This window comes from Desulfobotulus mexicanus, assembly GCF_006175995.1.
Taxonomy (GTDB): domain Bacteria; phylum Desulfobacterota; class Desulfobacteria; order Desulfobacterales; family ASO4-4; genus Desulfobotulus; species Desulfobotulus mexicanus.
Genome location: NZ_VDMB01000001.1, coordinates 193,638 through 207,910, shown reverse-complemented (window position 1 = coordinate 207,910; position 14,273 = coordinate 193,638). Strand labels below are relative to the sequence as shown.

Here is a 14,273-nt window from a genome sequence, read left to right as displayed (position 1 = left end):
CTTGCAACATTAACGCATCCGGTGTAACCAATGGCCCGGACTGCCCCTTATCAAGGATGCTTTTTTCTTTTTTTCCAAGGAGATGCCCCATGAGTTCCACCCCGTCCACGGACGCCCTCTGCGTTACCACCATCCGAACACTTGCCATGGATGCCATAGAAAAGGCCAATTCCGGACATCCCGGAGCTCCTATGGGTCTTGCGCCCGCAGCCTATGCCCTCTGGACCCGGGTGATGAACCATAACCCCAAAAATCCAGCATGGCTGGACAGGGACCGCTTTGTACTTTCCGGTGGTCATGGCTCCATGCTGCTTTACGGTCTGCTGCATCTTTCCGGATACGGCGTATCCCTGGAAGACCTGAAAAACTTCCGGCAGATGGGTTCAAAAACACCGGGACATCCGGAGTTCGGCCATACACCGGGTGTGGAAACCACCACAGGTCCTTTGGGGCAGGGCATTGCCAATGCCGTGGGCATGGCCATGGCGGAACGTCATCTGGCTGCCCGTTTCAACCGTCCCGGTTTTGATCTGGTGAATCATTTTACCTATGTGATGTGCGGTGACGGAGATCTCATGGAAGGTGTTGCCTGTGAGGCCATGTCCCTTGCCGGGCATCAGAAGCTGGGCAGGCTGATTTGCATCTACGATGCCAATGACATTTCCATTGAAGGATCAACGGAGATTGCCTTTACGGAAAATGTGGCTGGCCGTATGGAAGCCATGGGCTGGCACACCCTCACCGTTACAGACGGCAATGATATGGATGCCATCACAAAAGCGCTGGAAACGGCAAAAACCATTACGGACAGACCTTCCCTCATTGTTCTAAAAACCCGCATTGCCTTTGGCAGCCCCAACAAGGAAGGTTCTGCCGATGCCCATGGTGCCCCTTTGGGAGCCGAAGAGGTCCGTCTGACCAAAAAAGCCTATGGCTGGCCCGAAGATGCCGATTTCCATGTTCCCGAAGAGGTTTACGCCCATTTTGCAGGTGTTCAGGCAAAGATGCAGGAAAAGGAAGATGCCTGGCTGGAACTTTTCCGCCTTTATGCGGCAGAGCATAAGGATATGGCTAACCTCTGGCTGGATGCCATGAGCGGTTTTCTGGTGGACGGCTGGGATAAAGATATCCCCTACTTTACCCCTGGCGAGAAAATTGCCACAAGGGCGGCATCGGGCAAGGTGCTCAATGCCATTGCCGCCAAAGTACCTGCCCTCATGGGCGGTTCCGCAGATCTTGCCCCTTCCAATAAAACCTTTTTGAATGGTGAGACGGAATTTCAGGCTGAAAGTCCCGAAGGCCGCAATATTCGTTTTGGAGTCAGGGAGCACGCCATGGGTGCCATCATGGCTGGTATGTTCCTGCACAACGGTATCCGGCCCTATGGTGCCACCTTCCTTGTCTTTGCCGATTACATGCGGCCTGCCATCCGCGTGGCCAGCCTCATGCGTCTGCCCCTGATCTATGTATTCACCCACGATTCCATAGCCGTGGGCGAAGATGGACCCACCCATCAGCCAGTGGAGCATCTGGCCTCCCTGCGTGCCATCCCCAACCTTACGGTTTTCCGGCCTGCGGATGCCAATGAGACGGCAGTGGGATGGAAGGTGGCCATGCGCAGCAATTCCAGCCCCACGGCTTTGATTCTCAGCCGTCAGGGACTTCCCGTTCTTAATACTGACAATAAGAGGGGGCGGCCTGAAAGGGGTGCCTATATTCTGGAGGATGCCGATGGTACGCCGGATATTGCCCTCATTGCTTCCGGCTCTGAAGTGCATCTGGCTGTGGAAGCCCGCAGGATTCTTCTGGAAAAAGGCATTCAGGCAAGGGTTGTCAGCATGCCCTCATGGGAGCTGTTTGAGAAAGATACGGATGAATATAAAAAACGGATTCTGCCCCCAGCCCTTAAAAAACGTCTGGTGATAGAGGCAGGCATTGCCATGGGCTGGCATAAGTATGCAGGAGACGAAGGCGACATTATTTCCATAGAAACCTTCGGTGCATCCGGTCCTGATAAGGAAGTTCTGCGTCATTTCGGGTTCTTTGTGGAAAACCTGGTGAACCGGGCTGTGATTCTGGCGAGGAAAAAGTAGTGACGTTATCCCGGAATCTTAGTGGTTTGATTCCGGGATTTGTTTATTTTCATGAGGTCTTTGCATAAGGCATACAGGCTGTTTGTGGGTGATGTTGAAATCGTTTCGTCACGAGCAAATAGCCTGTGTGCCTAAGCAGATTTTATTTCAAACGCCTTAGGGCACTTTCCGCATCATCCTTCATAGCCGTATCCTCCCCTGCCGTGCGCAGGGCTTCTTCATAGGCCTTTTTTGCCTCTTCCTTCTGATTCATTTTTTCAAGAATCTCACCTTTAAGCATCCACGCCGCATCATTTTGCGGGAGTTCAGTGGTCAGGCGATCCGCAGATCGCAGGGCTTCAGACATTCTGCCCATGGCGGAAAAGGTCATGGCCTGCCCCCGCAGGGCCGGAGGATGCCTGGGTTCATGGCGCAGAGAACGGTTATAATATCTCAGGGCCGCATCATAATTACTGAGGTTGTAATATGCCCAGCCCAGGTTGGATAAAGCGTAATGGGGTGTGGCATAAAGCAGATCCTCACTCAGGAGTTTGAGGACCTCAATGGCTTCATCCCAATTGCCTGTGGCCATGTAGGCTGTGGCCAGATTATTCTGGGCAGGGGCATAGTCTGACTTGATATTTACGGCTTTTTTAAAGCTTAATACGGCGGATTCGGGCCGGTCCAGGGCAAGGTAGGTAAGCCCCATATTATTATAGAGGTAGGGATCTCTGGGATTCAGCTGTTCCGCCTTCAGAAATTCCTGTAAAGCCCTGGAATAGGAACCCTGAATCAGGTAGGCCTCGCCCAGATCCCGGACAGCCCTGGCTTCATTGATATTGGCAGCCCTCTTTCCCGCACATCCCCCAGAAAGAAGGAAGGCCAGCGCAAGTATGAAAAACAGCCTGACACCAGTTTTTGTTAAGCAGTGCATCTGTGCCTCCTATTTTATCTAAGTGAGATGATCTGGGTTGTTATAAAGATTTTAAAATTATTTCTTTTAATTCCGGAATATTGTTTTTTATGGCAGACCAGACTGTTTCTATATCAATACCCAGATAGTCATGGACGAGAATATTCCTTAATCCGGCAATTTTATACCATTCAATCTGAGGATGATCTGTTTTAAAGGTATCTGAAAGGCGTTGTGTAGATTCAGCAAGGGTTTGAAGATTCCGCAGGACTGCATCCTGTATAAGGGTCTGCTTTGCAAAGTCACTGAATTTGAGTCCTTCCGTATAAGATTCAATCCTTTCAATGCTTTCTGATATATGAATAAGATAAAGTCTGTTGTCTTTCATAAAGGCTGGGCTTCCCGTATAATTTTTTCCTTAAGATACCAGTGAAGCCCCTTTTCCGTTACGATATCCACCTTTCGTCCAAGCAAGGCTTCAAGCTTTATGCTCATTCCTCCGAGATCCATCAGAGATCTTCCATGATCCAGATCCACTAGAATATCAATGTCGCTGTCCGGTCCGGCCTGATTACGGGCCACAGATCCAAAAACCCTTATATTTTTTGCACCATGCTGCCTTGAGATGCGCAGAATTTCTTCCCTTTTGTTTTTCAGCAGATGGGATGTATCCATTTTCTGGCCTTTCAGGCAGCAGGGGTTAATGTTTAATGGCTGTATGCGAGATGCTTTGTGAACAGGCAAGCTTTACTTCTCCCTCAGGGAAAGGGTCAGTTTTTCTGCAATGGCATCCGCCGTCTGCCGGACAAATTCCCTGAAGGCCTCACCCGAAAGGGGTGCTCCCGGCGCTGGTACTTCCTTCAGGCCTTCGGGCCGCATGAATACCGGAGCGTTCTGCAGCTCTTTTTTCGGAGTGATACCATACTCTGCTGGCATGCGGTCTTCAAAATACATTTCCTGAAAACCTGAAAACTTCAGGGCATGGGCCGTGGAATCAATGATGGCAGTTTCATCGCTGTGCACAAGGCCTTCTTTCCTGGCACGGATAAGACCTGCCAGGGTTTCGCCACCATGGGTACAGGCAATGTGACCGTTGCGGTTGGCCACAAGCTGACAGTCCATGATTTCCTGCTCCGTGACGCAGGTGAAAAAGACCATCTGTTTTCCAGCCCTCTGATTGTACTGGTTGACAAGAGAAATGACCCTTGGCATGGAAACGGGATTTCCGATCATGGCTGCCTGGGCCACACTGGGTTTTGCGGTCATGGGTTCAAAGCGGCGTTTTTTTGCATCCGGCTCAAGGTAATAACTGTACACGGGGTTGGCGTGCTCGGACTGAACACCCACTATTTTTGGAAGATCTGTAATGATACCGGCTTCGAAAAACTTCAGGAACCCGGCCATGACTGCGGTGATGTTACCGGCATTGCCGATGGGTACCACCACAACCTTGTTTTTCATCTCATATTCCAGATCCTGGGCCACTTCATAGGAGTAGGATTCCTGACCCAGAATACGCCATGCATTCTTGGAGTTCAGCAGGGCCACATTGTATTTTTCGGAAAGGGCTTCCACCACCTTCATACAGTCATCAAAAAGGCCGGGGATTTCAAACACCGAGGCACCACTGCCCAGTGGCTGGGAAAGCTGCTGGGGTGTTACCTTGCCGTGGGGCAGGAGTACTGCAGACTTTACCGAAGGTTGCAGATAGCTTGCATAAAGGGCTGCAGCGGCACTGGTGTCTCCGGTGGAGGCGCAGACGGCCAGAATATTTTCCACACGACCGCTTTTCACAAGATAATGGATGTATGAAAGAGCGCTGGCCATGCCCCTGTCTTTGAAGGAGGCACTGGGGTTCTGGCCGTCATTTTTGTAGAAAAAGCGCATCCCGGCAGCCTCCTGCAGGGTGGCGTTGGCCTCCACAATGGGGGTGTGTCCTTCTCCCAGATAGACAATGGCATCCAGAGGGATCACAGGCCCTATGAACTCATGGAAACGATAGATGCCCTTGAGGGCCGGTATTTTGAGCATACGGCGGTAATCTAAAATATCCCGCCAGGTTTCTCCGGAAAGGCCTTTCAGGCGGTTTTTTTCCAGATCCTGAAGTAAAAGAACCTCACCGCAGGCGGGACAGGTATAGAGAAGCTGCTCAATGCCAAAGGTTTCGGAGCATCCAAGGCAGTGGTAACTCATTTCTCCGGAAGGGGAGGGAAGAATATGATCCCGTATATGTTCGGGGAATTTTTCTGGTGTCACAGTTTTTCTCCGGTTTTTATGATGTTGAAGTCGTAGCCTAATATGTTTTTGGAATTAGCTGATATGTCTGTCAGGCACCCTGGCTATTTGTTCGTGACGCAATCTTATTCTTAGAGCTTCTTGACCTGTGCGGAAGCGGCAAAAACTCACCGCCACAGACAAGATGAGCTTTTTGATTGCCATAGCAGGCTTGAACACGCTGCCTTTGTGGCAGTTCAGGCAGTTTGCCGCTTTTATAGCACTCCGGCACTCAAGCTTGCAAAAGCCCATTGTTTTCATCGCAGGCTTTGGGTTTATGGCTTGAGTGCCGGACAAAGCTCTGATCCGAAACGATTGCAACGTCACTTCCAAATAGCCTGGGTGCCTTGCAATGGAACAGGGCTGCTGCAATTACAGCCTTGGAATTTCAGGATAAAACCTGCTGAAAAATTGCATCTGCCCATAAATTATTAATTATCAATTATACCTTCTCAATTATCTTCATCCCCCCCATGTAGGGCTGAAGGGCCTCTGGAATGCGGATACTTCCGTCGGGATTCTGATAATTTTCCAGGATGGCGGCAAAGGTACGGCCCACTGCAAGACCGGAACCGTTTAAGGTATGGACAAGCTCCGTGCCTTTTTTCCCTTTGCGCTTGAACCGGATATTGGCCCTTCTGGCCTGATAGTCCTCAAAGTTGCTACAGGAAGATATTTCCCTGTAGGCATCCTGTCCGGGCATCCAGACTTCAATATCATAGGTCTTTGCGGAAGAGAAACCAAGGTCTCCGGCGCAGAGGGTGACGACCCTGTAGGGAAGCTCCAGCCTTTGCAGAATGGTTTCCGCCTGTTTCAGAAGACTTTCCAGCTCCTCCCAGGAGTTTTCCGGCAGAGAGAATTTAACAAGCTCCACCTTGTTGAACTGGTGCAGCCGGATCAACCCTCTGGTGTCCTTTCCGTAGGAACCTGCTTCGGACCGGAAACAGGGGGTATAGGCCGTATAATAGAGGGGGAGGTCCTCTTCGGAAAGAATTTCATCGCTGTGCATGTTGGTGACGGGTACTTCCGCCGTGGGAATGAGAAAGTAGTCCGGCCCGTCCAGATGAAAGAGGTCTGATTCAAACTTGGGAAGCTGGCCTGTACCGGTCATGGCTTTACGGTTGACCAGAAAAGGGGGTATGGTTTCCGTGTATCCGTGTTCTTCGGTGTGGATGTCCAGCATGAAATTGATTAAGGCCCTTTCCAGGCGGCTCCCCGCGCCGAGATAAAGGGCAAAGCGGGCACCTGTGATGCGGGCTGCCCTTTCAAAATCGAGAATCCCAAGATTTTCCCCCAGCTCCCAGTGGGCCTTGGGAAGGAATTCAAAGTTTTTCGGAGTTCCCCAGCTTTTTTCAAGGCGGTTTTCGCTGTCGTCCTTTCCTGCGGGAACGGAAACATGTGGAACATTGGGGATGGCCATGAGAATCGTCTGGAGCTGTTCATCCAGTTCTCCGAGGCTTTTTTCCATCCCTTTGATGTCCGCCGATGTCTGGCGCATGGCCAGAATCTTTTCTTCGGCATCTTCTTTGTTTTTTTTCATGCGGGCAATTTCTTCGGAGACCGCATTGCGTTCATGACGCAGAGTTTCAAGGCGGGCAAGGATTTCCCGGCGTCTGGTTTCGGTTTCGCTGAAGGAATCCAGGGTACTTTCGGCCCCCCGTTTGGCAAGTCCTGCACGGATTTCAGACAAATTTTGGCGTAGAAACTTGATTTCCAGCATTGTGACCTTTATATTGAATCGATTTATGATGGTTTCAGAAAAAAGCCTTTTGGGTATTCCCTTGGGCCTTGCCTGACAAATGCAAATGTCTTCAAAGATTTTTATAGCAGATCTGTTTAGACTGGAACATGGTAAAAGTAGATTTCCGGCATAAGGCCGGGAATAATAAACGATCCGGAAGAAAACGCCGCTTCCGGATTTTTGGATTTTTTCAGCTCTTCCGGATAACTGAAAAAAATTATCACAGGGTCCATAGGGCGTCAACCATCCCTGAAGTCAGCAGTCTGAAGTCCTGCACTAAGGGCTTTAAGCGGTTACGACTGGCAGGGGCAAGATAAATGGAGCCACCATGGAGGATGTTCGCGAAAAACGCCGCAGGATTGTCTCCGAGATTGAAAAAAGATTTTCTGCCCTGAGTGAGACAGAAATCAGGGAAAAGCGCAAGCTGGCGGTGGATCGGCTTTTTGAGTTCGCCAATTATGTGGAAGCCCGAATAGCACTTCTTTACCTTCCAAGAAATCCCATGGAAATGGACATAGCCGACATTATGGCCAGATCCTATGAACACAAGAAGGTTGTGGTGCTGCCCCGTTTTGACAAAGAGCGCAAAACCATTCGTTTTTACAAGGTGGATGATCCCAATACCCATATTATCGGAAAAACACCGGAGGAAAGGGGACCTGATCCGAAAAAATGCCGGGAAATCCCCATGGACAATATTGATATTGCCCTGATTCCCGGAGTGGCCTTTGATGAAAAAGGCTCCCGCATTGCAGCCGATGGTGGCGAGTTTGACCGGCTCATGGGCAAGCTCCCCGTGACCACCCGAAAGGTCGGGGTTACCCTGGAGGATCAGATTGTACCCCAGATTCCCATGGAATCAAAAAGCAGGTATGTGGACATTCTGGTGACGGATAAGCGGGTAATTTACAAAATTTAAGAATTTTTTTCAGGATACCATGCAGATACAGGAAACGCTCAAATTCAGAAGACGACGGGAGGCCATGGTGGCGGAGCAGCTGCAGGCCCGTGGCATACATGATGCTGCGGTGCTGGCTGCCATGGGCCGGGTTCCCCGCCATCTTTTTGTGAGCGAGGCCCTCATGGATCAAGCTTACGGGGATTATCCCCTGCCCATAGGCTATCAACAGACCATCTCCCAGCCCCAGATTGTTGCGGAAATGACCCAGGCCATTGCCGCCTCTTCCGAAGACCGGGTGCTTGAAATAGGCACAGGGTCGGGATATCAGGCTGCGGTGCTGGCGGAGATGGTTTTTCGTGTCTATACCATAGAACGCCTGCAGCCCCTCTACATGAAGGCCCGCAGGCTTTTTGATGCCCTGAAATACCACAATATCGTTACCCGCTATTCCGACGGAACAACGGGCTGGAAATCCGAGGCCCCCTTTGATGCCATCCTTGTAACGGCTGGAGGACCCTCTGTACCAGAGATCCTCCTTTCCCAACTGGCGGAAGGGGGGCGCCTTGTCATGCCCGTGGGCAGTGCGGATGTACAGCAATTGGTCCGTATCACCCGCAGCTCTTCGGGTTTTGAAAGTGAAATTTTATGCTCCTGCCGCTTTGTGAAGCTTGTTGGTGAAAATGGCTGGCGGGAAGAATAATGTTTTTGTAGGGGCACCCTTTACGGGTGCCCGTTGGCAAGCGCAAGATCTGGTTGTGTGTATTTCAATGGCTAAGGTCTGTACGCCTGAAAGATCGTTGCAACCAGATAATACCTTGGGAAGCAGGAAGATGATTCTGCAATATTTTTTTCTGAAAGGTTGGCTTTGTGCTGCGTCGTTTATATAACTGGGTCTTAAGCTGGGCTGATTCCCCCTGGGGAGTTTTTGCCCTTTTTATCATCGCCTTTGCAGAATCTTCATTTTTTCCCATTCCACCAGATATTCTTCTCATTGCCCTCTGTGTGGGCAGACCTTCAAGAGCTTTTTTCTATGCAGGGGTCTGTACAGCGGGTTCTGTCCTTGGTGGCATTGCTGGCTATGGTATCGGCTGGTTTTTCATGGGCAGCATTGGTGCCCCCATTGTGGCTTTTTACGGCGCAGAGGAGCAGGTGGCCCGTATCGGAGAGCTTTACAATAATTACGATGCCTGGGCCGTTGCCATTGCCGGATTTTCGCCCATACCTTATAAGGTTTTCACCATTGCCGCAGGTATGTTTGCCATAAGTCTGCCAGTTTTTATTACAGCTTCTCTTTTCTCCAGGGCCGCTCGCTTTTTTCTTGTTGCAGCTCTGATATGGAAATTCGGTCCCGGTATACGGGCCTTTATTGAACGTTATTTTGACAGGCTGGCTATTCTTTTTGTGATTCTTCTGGTTAGTGGTTTTCTTCTGATCCGTTTCATAGGCTAAAGCAGGCATATAATAAAAATTGAACTTTTAATCTGTCCAGACAGGCTGTATTTAATTTCTTGAGATGTTTGATGAAAATAGCACTGGTTACGGGATGCAAGACTCTCTGGCGGGCCGAAGGGCTGGATGAAGAAGGCTTTGGTCTGAAGACCGGGGAAATCCAGGTACGCCTGGTCCCGAGATTTTATAGGCCTACGGAGGTGTACACTTTGGCGCGAGATGCTTCCAGAACAAAGAAGGCATTGAGCTGGCAACCTAAGACTTCGCTGAAAGAACTTTACCCAATGATGATGGAAGCGGCCTTCAGAAGAAACCGGGACGAACTTTGTTTTTAGAAACAGACAATTTTTTGTCCCTAAGGGTCTGGGCTAAAGCCCTACGCCTTCACCAGTGGGTAAAAAATTTTCTGATTTTTATTCCCCTTCTGGCCAGTCACAAAATGCTGGAACCGGGTCTTTTCCTTCAGGCTTTACTGGCATTCTTTTGTTTCAGCCTCTGCGCATCCAGCGTCTATATTCTCAACGATATGGTGGATCTGGAGGAAGACAGGCAGCACCCTTCCAAGCGCATGCGACCCTTTGCTTCGGGGGCACTGCCCCTTTCCATGGGTTTTGCTGTTTTTCCTCTTCTGTTGTTTATTTCCTTTCTGCTTTCCTTTCAGTTTCTGCCAATAGCTTTTCTTTTTACCCTTGCCGCTTATTACAGCCTGACCCTTGCCTACTCCTTTGGCCTGAAACGCCTTGTGCTTATGGATGTTTTTACCCTTGCGCTTCTTTATACCCTGCGGCTTGTGGCGGGGGCTTTGAGCGTGGATGTTCCCCTGACCTTCTGGATACTGGCCTTTTCCATGTTCATATTCTTAAGCCTTGCCCTGGTAAAACGGTATGCGGAACTGCATCAGAATCTTGAAAACAATGGAGGAGGAAAACCTCCGGGCAGAGGCTATCATACAAAAGACATGGGGCTTCTCCTTGTCATGGGGGTGGTTGCAGGCTATCTCTGTGTGATGGTGCTGGCCCTCTATATTCAGGATGAGGCCACAAGGAAGCTTTATTCCAGACCTGAATGGATATGGTCTGCCTCTGTATTGCTTCTTTTCTGGATCAGCCGTATCTGGCTTCTGTCCCACAGGGGAGAAATGCATGATGACCCGGTTGTTTTTGCCGTCAGAGATAAGGTCAGTCTTGTTATCGGATTCCTGCTCGGACTCATATTCTGGATGGCCCTGTGAAAACAGAGCTTTTATATTCCTGGGGTCTTTTCCCCCCCTTTGGCCAGACACCACACCCTGTTTTCTGGCGAAAGGATTTAAATGATACCATGGCAAAGCTCGTCCGGGATCACGGCTCCACACTGGCCTTTGGCAATGGTTTGAGTTACGGTGATTCCTGTCTTGCCTTAAGTGATCAGGTGCTGCATCTTCGTCATCTTAAAAGGTTTATTTTTGCAGACTGGGAAAGGGGAGTTCTTCGTGCCGAAGCAGGAGTGAGCCTTGAAGAGGTACTTGCCTTAAGTATCCCCAACGGCTGGTTTCTTCCCGTAACTCCCGGAACCCGCCATGTCACCCTGGGAGGTGCCCTTGCCAATGACGTCCATGGAAAAAACCACCATGTCGGCGGAACCTTTGGCTGTCATGTGAAAAGGTTCTGCCTGCTCCGCTCCGATGGCTCAGAGCTTATATGTTCGGTGGATGAGAATGCAGCGCTTTTCAGGGCCACCATCGGAGGGCTTGGTCTCACCGGCATTATTCTATGGGTTGAGTTTTCTCTCCTTGCCATTGCCTCAAGGGATATGAATGTTTTAAACTTACGGTTTGGGGGGCTGGATGAATTTTTTGCCCTTTCTTCAGAACTTGATCATATTCATGAATATACGGTTTCATGGATAGACTGCCTTGCAAAGGGTAGAAATCTTGGCCGGGGCATTTTCATGGCAGGGAATCATGCTAAAGAAGGTCCCCTTTTGCCGGATACCGGAGCAAGGCCTGGCATTCCCTTTACCTTTCCTTTTTCTGCTGTGAACAATCTCACCCTGCCCTGGATGAACAGGCTTTATTACCAGATGGCTTCGCCGGGCAGAAAATATATAAGCCAGTCCTATGCACCCTTTTTCTATCCGCTGGACAGTATTGCAGAATGGAACCGATGTTACGGGAAAAAAGGATTTCAGCAGTATCAGTGTGTGATTCCGGAAAAGGAGGCGGAACATGGTATCCGTAAACTGCTGGCCATGATATCTGGTTCAGCTACGGGTTCTTTTTTGGCTGTTCTCAAGCGATGTGGCAATATTCCATCTCCAGGTCTTATGTCCTTTCCCCTTCCCGGTATTACCCTTGCTCTGGATTTTCCAAGAAGAGACCTTAATGACGACCTGTTTAAAAAGATGGATGCACTGCTGCGTGAAACCGGCGGTAGGCTGTATCCGGCCAAGGATACTGTGATGTCTGCTTCGGATTTTAAACATTTTTATCCCCAGTGGGAAGAGTTGGAAGCCCTCAGGGATTCTGGCTTGTGTTCCCGTTTCTGGAAAAGGGTGATTTCATGAAAAATATTTTGATCATTGGTGCTTATTCTGCAATTGCTTCTGCCACAGCCCGGATGTGGGCTGAGAAAAAAGCCCGTTTTTTTCTGGTGGGAAGGGATGGGGAAAAACTGAAGCAGACAGGAGAGGATCTGGCTGCAAGGGGAGCCACAAGCTTTTATACCCATACCATGGATGTCAATGATACGGATGCCCATACTGTGATGCTGGCAAAGGCTTTCTTTGAGCTTGGTCAGGTCGATCTGGTTTTGCTGGCCTACGGTACACTACCGGATCAGCTGGCCTGCGAGGGTGATGTTAAGATCACCATGGAGGCTTTGGCCACCAATGGAGTCAGTACTCTGGCTCTGCTTACGGCCATCTCGCCCATGATGGAAAAACAGGGCAGTGGCTGTATATCAGTAATTTCTTCGGTGGCTGCCCTCAGGGGAAGGCCTTCCAACTACGTGTATGGCTCGGCCAAGGCATTGGTGGAAACCTTTTGTGAAGGTCTGCGGGCAAGGCTTTTTCAATCCGGAGTGCATCTGCTTCTTATTCGTCCGGGCTTTGTGGACACACCCATGACAAAGGATTTGTCCCTGCCGGGGTTGCTGCTTGTAACACCGGAACAGGTGGCAAAGGATATTATCCGTGCTGTGGACAATAAAAAAGATACCCTTTTTACCCCATGGTTCTGGCGGTGGATCATGCTGGTGATCCGGAACATTCCGTCACCTCTTTATAAAAAGTTTAAATTATGAAAGTCATAGACCCTCGGCAAAGCCAGTTGCCTGTGACTGTTTTAAGTATACCTTTGTAACTTCTGAGCAACTTAAATTTAGTTCTTTTAATTCAGTATTTTAAAAAATGGCTAATAGTCCAACACTGATCGAAACCAGTTCGATTCAGGCAACAAGCTACTATATGACAAAACGCCATAACACAGTATTTTCAATTTCTTAGCCCAAAAAATGAGTCTTCCAGCCGTAGAAAATAACCTTGAACATCTTAACCCAAAGAAACTATCTCTTCCAGGGTACTCATGGGTGCATCTTTTTCGTAAAGAAATCCTACTCAAACGTCCGGGCAAAAAACAACAGGTTTCAGTTTTTTAACTTAAGGGTGTTTTCCACATGTCCGGGTTCGGGAATACGGGTATCCCCTGCTATGCCCAGCTCTTCAAACTGACGAAGGCAGGGCATGACACGGCGGTCAAAGGAGCCGGTCATCCCGTTATAGGTGGCAAGGCTTTTTTCAAGATCCTGCCCCATTTTGTTCATGTGGGAAGTAAAACGTAAAAGCCGCTGGTGCAGCTCCTTGCCCATGGAAACAATTTTCCTGCTGTTTTCAAAGGACTCCTGCTCCCGCCATACAAGGGCTATGGTTTTCAACATGGCAATGAGGGTTCCCGGTGTGGCCAAAAGTACATTTTTTGTCGCTGCCTGTTCCAGAAGTTCGGGTTTTTCATTCAGTGCGGCGGAAAAAAAATTTTCTCCGGGTATGAAGAGAATTACAAATTCAGGGGATGGCTGAAACTGCTGCCAGTAGCTTTTTTTTGAAAGCAGGCGCACATGCTCGGCCACCTGACGGCTGTGGGCAATCAAGGCCTGTTTTCTCTTTTCATCGCTTTCTGCTTCCATGGCATCCAGATAGGCGGCAAGGGGGACTTTAGCATCAATCACCACCTGCCTGCCACCGGGCAGGGCAATGAGCATGTCCGGCCGAAAGATACCCCCTTCGTTTTCCGTATGCACCTGCTCGGCAAAGTCACAATGGGCAGAAAGACCACTGATTTCAACCACCCTTCTCAGGGTGCTTTCGCCCCACCGGCCACGGGTCTGGGGCTGACGGAGTGCAGAAACAAGCCGTCTGGTCTCACTTTTCAGATCTTCCTGCGCACTTCCCAGCATGGAAAGCTGACGGTTAAGCTCTCCAAGGGTGCGTTCCCTGTCCTTTGCAAAGGTATGCACCTCCTTTTCATAGGCCGAAAGCATTTCCCGCACAGGATCCAGAAGATTGCGGAAATTCAGCTCCCTTGTTTCCATGGCATGTCCCGCACTTTCCAGATGATGGCGGAAATTTCTGTCTGCCATTTCCAGAAAATGACGCTGATTTTCTTCCGATATTTTCGCACAGAGGTTTTCTAAGGAACGCTCAAGACCCTCCTGCCCCTTTTCGATGAAAAGTCGTTTTTCCTCACTGATGGCAAGGGAATATTCCGCATTCCTGAGCTTTTGTTTAAGTCTTTGGCCGGAATACAAAAGCAGAAGACAGATCAAAAAAGCGGTAAAAAGCAGTAAGCCAAGAATATGGGGTATTTCAAAGGTAAAGGGCATGGCATTTCCGGGTAATGAACTTTTTTTCCTGTAAACATTCTTCCAGGCTAAGGTTTTTACTGGAATC

15 protein-coding genes are annotated in these 14,273 nt (G+C 49.5%); 9 read left to right on the top strand and 6 right to left on the bottom strand.

From position 1 onward, the window contains the following. Positions 1 to 89 precede the first annotated feature (89 nt). Positions 90 to 2,093 (top strand): transketolase, encoded by a 2,004-nt coding sequence (gene tkt / locus FIM25_RS00865; protein WP_139445203.1) that lies wholly within the window; start codon positions 90 to 92, stop codon positions 2,091 to 2,093. Positions 2,094 to 2,235: 142 nt separating this feature from the next. Here the strand turns inward: tkt and FIM25_RS00860 are convergent, their stop codons facing one another. From FIM25_RS00860 to thrC, 4 genes are all read right to left on the bottom strand, one after another. Continuing rightward, a complete protein-coding gene (locus tag FIM25_RS00860; RefSeq protein WP_139445201.1) occupies positions 2,236 to 3,006 on the bottom strand; it encodes a tetratricopeptide repeat protein in 771 nt (256 codons plus the stop codon). 40 nt (positions 3,007 to 3,046) lie between these two features. Beyond that, positions 3,047 to 3,373 (bottom strand): HepT-like ribonuclease domain-containing protein, encoded by a 327-nt coding sequence (locus tag FIM25_RS00855; RefSeq protein WP_139445199.1) that lies wholly within the window; start codon positions 3,371 to 3,373, stop codon positions 3,047 to 3,049. Further along, positions 3,370 to 3,660, bottom strand: coding sequence for a nucleotidyltransferase family protein (locus FIM25_RS00850; protein WP_139445196.1), 291 nt, complete (start codon positions 3,658 to 3,660; stop codon positions 3,370 to 3,372). The genes FIM25_RS00855 and FIM25_RS00850 overlap by 4 nt, the downstream gene beginning before the upstream one ends. A gap of 72 nt (positions 3,661 to 3,732) precedes the next feature. Then, positions 3,733 to 5,241 (bottom strand): threonine synthase, encoded by a 1,509-nt coding sequence (thrC, locus tag FIM25_RS00845; RefSeq protein WP_179953064.1) that lies wholly within the window; start codon positions 5,239 to 5,241, stop codon positions 3,733 to 3,735. Between the two features lie 120 nt (positions 5,242 to 5,361). Between thrC and FIM25_RS00840 the strand changes: the two genes are divergently transcribed. Continuing rightward, positions 5,362 to 5,694, top strand: coding sequence for a hypothetical protein (locus tag FIM25_RS00840; protein ID WP_139445195.1), 333 nt, complete (start codon positions 5,362 to 5,364; stop codon positions 5,692 to 5,694). Between the two features lie 7 nt (positions 5,695 to 5,701). Here the strand turns inward: FIM25_RS00840 and serS are convergent, their stop codons facing one another. After that, the gene (serS, locus tag FIM25_RS00835; RefSeq protein ID WP_139445193.1) at positions 5,702 to 6,979 is read right to left on the bottom strand and encodes a serine--tRNA ligase; all 1,278 of its coding nucleotides are present in this window, start codon (positions 6,977 to 6,979) and stop codon (positions 5,702 to 5,704) included. Positions 6,980 to 7,328: 349 nt separating this feature from the next. On the opposite strand from serS, the gene FIM25_RS00830 reads away from it, so the two are divergent. The 7 genes from FIM25_RS00830 (at position 7,329) to FIM25_RS00800 (ending at position 12,631) form a co-directional block, all read left to right on the top strand. Beyond that, positions 7,329 to 7,919, top strand: a complete 591-nt coding sequence (locus FIM25_RS00830) for a 5-formyltetrahydrofolate cyclo-ligase (RefSeq protein WP_139445191.1) — start codon at positions 7,329 to 7,331, stop codon at positions 7,917 to 7,919. Between the two features lie 19 nt (positions 7,920 to 7,938). Further along, a complete protein-coding gene (locus FIM25_RS00825; RefSeq protein ID WP_246051936.1) occupies positions 7,939 to 8,601 on the top strand; it encodes a protein-L-isoaspartate(D-aspartate) O-methyltransferase in 663 nt (220 codons plus the stop codon). Positions 8,602 to 8,768: 167 nt separating this feature from the next. Continuing rightward, positions 8,769 to 9,350 (top strand): YqaA family protein, encoded by a 582-nt coding sequence (locus tag FIM25_RS00820; RefSeq protein ID WP_139445189.1) that lies wholly within the window; start codon positions 8,769 to 8,771, stop codon positions 9,348 to 9,350. A gap of 59 nt (positions 9,351 to 9,409) precedes the next feature. Continuing rightward, the gene (locus FIM25_RS17820) at positions 9,410 to 9,685 is read left to right on the top strand and encodes a GDP-mannose 4,6-dehydratase (RefSeq protein ID WP_425456370.1); all 276 of its coding nucleotides are present in this window, start codon (positions 9,410 to 9,412) and stop codon (positions 9,683 to 9,685) included. Further along, positions 9,676 to 10,581 (top strand): UbiA family prenyltransferase, encoded by a 906-nt coding sequence (locus tag FIM25_RS00810; protein ID WP_139445185.1) that lies wholly within the window; start codon positions 9,676 to 9,678, stop codon positions 10,579 to 10,581. Before FIM25_RS17820 ends, FIM25_RS00810 begins: the two co-directional genes overlap by 10 nt. Beyond that, entirely contained in the window at positions 10,578 to 11,894 is a 1,317-nt protein-coding gene (locus FIM25_RS00805; protein ID WP_342774307.1) for an FAD-binding protein, read from the top strand. Before FIM25_RS00810 ends, FIM25_RS00805 begins: the two co-directional genes overlap by 4 nt. Beyond that, on the top strand, positions 11,891 to 12,631 hold the full coding sequence (locus FIM25_RS00800; protein WP_139445181.1) for an SDR family oxidoreductase: 741 nt from the start codon (positions 11,891 to 11,893) through the stop codon (positions 12,629 to 12,631). The genes FIM25_RS00805 and FIM25_RS00800 overlap by 4 nt, the downstream gene beginning before the upstream one ends. 342 nt (positions 12,632 to 12,973) lie before the next feature. On the opposite strand, the gene FIM25_RS00795 is transcribed toward FIM25_RS00800, so the two are convergent. Beyond that, entirely contained in the window at positions 12,974 to 14,206 is a 1,233-nt protein-coding gene (locus tag FIM25_RS00795; protein ID WP_139445179.1) for a DNA recombination protein RmuC, read from the bottom strand. Positions 14,207 to 14,273: the final 67 nt, after the last annotated feature.

Bases quoted from the DNA above. Each gene is read 5' to 3' on its own strand.
- tkt (WP_139445203.1), top strand. From the start codon at position 90: ATGAGTTCCACCCCGTCCACGGACGCCCTCTGCGTTACCACCATCCGA.
- serS (WP_139445193.1), bottom strand. From the start codon at position 6,979: ATGCTGGAAATCAAGTTTCTACGCCAAAATTTGTCTGAAATCCGTGCA.
- FIM25_RS00855 (WP_139445199.1), bottom strand. From the start codon at position 3,373: ATGAAAGACAACAGACTTTATCTTATTCATATATCAGAAAGCATTGAA.
- FIM25_RS00860 (WP_139445201.1), bottom strand. From the start codon at position 3,006: ATGCACTGCTTAACAAAAACTGGTGTCAGGCTGTTTTTCATACTTGCG.
- FIM25_RS00795 (WP_139445179.1), bottom strand. From the start codon at position 14,206: ATGCCCTTTACCTTTGAAATACCCCATATTCTTGGCTTACTGCTTTTT.
- FIM25_RS00830 (WP_139445191.1), top strand. From the start codon at position 7,329: ATGGAGGATGTTCGCGAAAAACGCCGCAGGATTGTCTCCGAGATTGAA.
- FIM25_RS00800 (WP_139445181.1), top strand. From the start codon at position 11,891: ATGAAAAATATTTTGATCATTGGTGCTTATTCTGCAATTGCTTCTGCC.
- FIM25_RS00850 (WP_139445196.1), bottom strand. From the start codon at position 3,660: ATGGATACATCCCATCTGCTGAAAAACAAAAGGGAAGAAATTCTGCGC.
- FIM25_RS00825 (WP_246051936.1), top strand. From the start codon at position 7,939: ATGCAGATACAGGAAACGCTCAAATTCAGAAGACGACGGGAGGCCATG.